The organism is Mesorhizobium sp. M2C.T.Ca.TU.002.02.1.1 (assembly GCF_003997225.1).
The window spans coordinates 1-1,966 of record NZ_RZTO01001003.1 but is presented as its reverse complement, the minus strand read 5'-3'; the positions used below and the strand labels follow the sequence as shown (position 1 = coordinate 1,966).

The following is a 1,966-nucleotide window of genomic DNA, read 5'->3' as shown; positions in this document are numbered from 1 at the left end:
GGCGTGATGAACGAAGGTCTTTACGCAAGCTGGCTCGGCCTGTCGGGCATTCCGCGCGAGGCGGAACTGATCCCGCTCGAGCGCGACCTGGCATTGGCGCGGCTGACCGGCGGGGCCTATCACGCGGCAAAAATCTCGTCCGCGATGGCGGCGGGCGCGGTGAACCGGGCCAAGACCGACGGCGCCAATGTCACGGCCGGCGTCGCCATCCATAATCTGTCGCTCAACGAGAACGATGTCGGCGAATACCGCACCTTCTTCCGGCTCAACCCGCCCTTGCGCGCCGAAGACGACCGGCTGGCGATGATCGAGGCGATCAAGGACGGCACGATCGACATCATCGTCTCCTCGCACGACCCGCAGGACGTCGACACCAAGCGCCTGCCCTTTGCCGATGCGGCCGCCGGCGCGATCGGACTGGAGACGCTGCTTGGCGCGGCACTTCGGCTCTACCACAATGGCGACGTGCCGCTGCTCAGGCTGATCGAGACGCTGTCCACGGCGCCGGCCAGACTGTTCGGCCTGCCGGGCGGCACATTGAAGCCAGGCGCGTCGGCGGATCTCGCGGTCGTCGATCTGGACGAGCCGTGGATCGTCAGCGAAAGCGGCCTTCGCTCGCGTTCGAAGAACACCTGCTTCGAAGGCGCGCGCCTGCAGGGCAAGGTCGTGCAGACGATGGTCGCGGGCCGCACGGTGTTTTCAGCGTAGACCACCCGTCGCTTTGCACTTTGGCGGACCTGCCCGGCACAGAGTTGCTTGGCGAACCCTCTCGACTCTACCATTATGCCCAGCTGATGTTGAGCGGCGCCAGCTCTTGCAAACTATGGTTGCATAACGCACAGTGAATCAATCCTAGGGCGAACATCTGGGGCGACAGGAATACGGGGGAGACAATGGGTTACGCGATTTCGCTCGTCTTCGGCTATCTGCTCGGCTCGATTCCGTTCGGGCTCCTGATTACCCGCGCGGCCGGCCTCGGCGACGTCCGCAAGATCGGGTCGGGCAATATCGGCGCGACCAATGTGCTGAGGACGGGCAACAAGGGTCTTGCGGCAGCCACGCTGCTCCTCGATGCCCTGAAGGGCACGGCGGCGGCGCTGATCGCCGGGCATTTCTCGCCGGACTTCGGACTGTTGGCCGGCTTCGGCGCCTTCCTCGGCCATCTCTTCCCCGTCTGGCTCGGCTTCAAGGGCGGCAAGGGCGTCGCAACCTATCTGGGCGTGCTGCTCGGCTTAGCCTGGCAAGGCATGCTCGTCTTCGCCGTCGTCTGGCTCGCGATGGCCTTCTTGTTCCGCTATTCCTCGCTGGCCGCATTGGCGGCCGCGGTGGTCGTGCCGATTGCGCTCTATTTCATGAGCACGCCGCAGATCGCCGGCCTGTTTGCGCTGATGAGCCTGATCGTCTTCATCAAGCACCGCGCCAACATCTCGCGCCTGCTGGCCGGCACCGAAGGCAAGATCGGGGCGAAGGGATGAGCGCCCCGGCCGCCGGCCCGCGTCTCAGCGACCGGCAGCGGCTTGCCTGGCTTCGCCTGATCCGCACGCCCAATGTCGGTCCGGCTTCGTTTCGCGAGCTGATCAACCGCTTCGGCTCGGCAGAAGCCGCGCTTGAAATGCTGCCCGAGCTGACGATCTCCGGCGGCGCCAATCGCATCGTGCGCATCCCCTCCATCGCCCAGGCCGAAGCCGAGCTGGAAGCCGCCCGGCGCGCCGGCGCCCGCTTCGTCGGCATCGGCGAAGCCGATTATCCACCCTTGCTGAAGACCCTGGACAATCCGCCGCCGCTGCTGGCGGTGAAAGGCGAAGGCGCGGTCTTCCGGTTGCCGGCGGTGGCGATTGTCGGCGCCCGCAATGCCTCGCTGGCCGGCATCAAGATGGCGCGCCTGCTGGCGGCAGACCTCGGCCGCGAAGGCTACGCCATCGTTTCCGGCCTGGCGCGCGGCATCGACACGGCCGCACACAAAGGC

The 1,966-nt window shown here is 66.3% G+C and carries 3 protein-coding genes; all 3 read left to right on the top strand.

Translation table 11 applies throughout. The annotated features are described in order from the left end of the window. Positions 1-708, top strand: a 708-nt coding sequence (locus EOD07_RS32585; protein ID WP_164772761.1) for an amidohydrolase family protein, incomplete at its 5' end; no start/stop codon positions are given. A gap of 185 nt (positions 709-893) precedes the next feature. Beyond that, the gene (gene plsY, locus EOD07_RS32580) at positions 894-1,475 is read left to right on the top strand and encodes a glycerol-3-phosphate 1-O-acyltransferase PlsY (RefSeq protein ID WP_041007058.1); all 582 of its coding nucleotides are present in this window, start codon (positions 894-896) and stop codon (positions 1,473-1,475) included. Continuing rightward, on the top strand, positions 1,472-1,966 hold a 495-nt coding region (locus tag EOD07_RS32575; RefSeq protein WP_164772760.1), incomplete at its 3' end, for a DNA-processing protein DprA. The genes plsY and EOD07_RS32575, both read left to right, overlap by 4 nt.

What these genes read in the sequence shown, in the direction of transcription:
- plsY (WP_041007058.1), top strand. Translation starts at nt 894, where the DNA reads ATGGGTTACGCGATTTCGCTCGTCTTCGGCTATCTGCTCGGCTCGATT.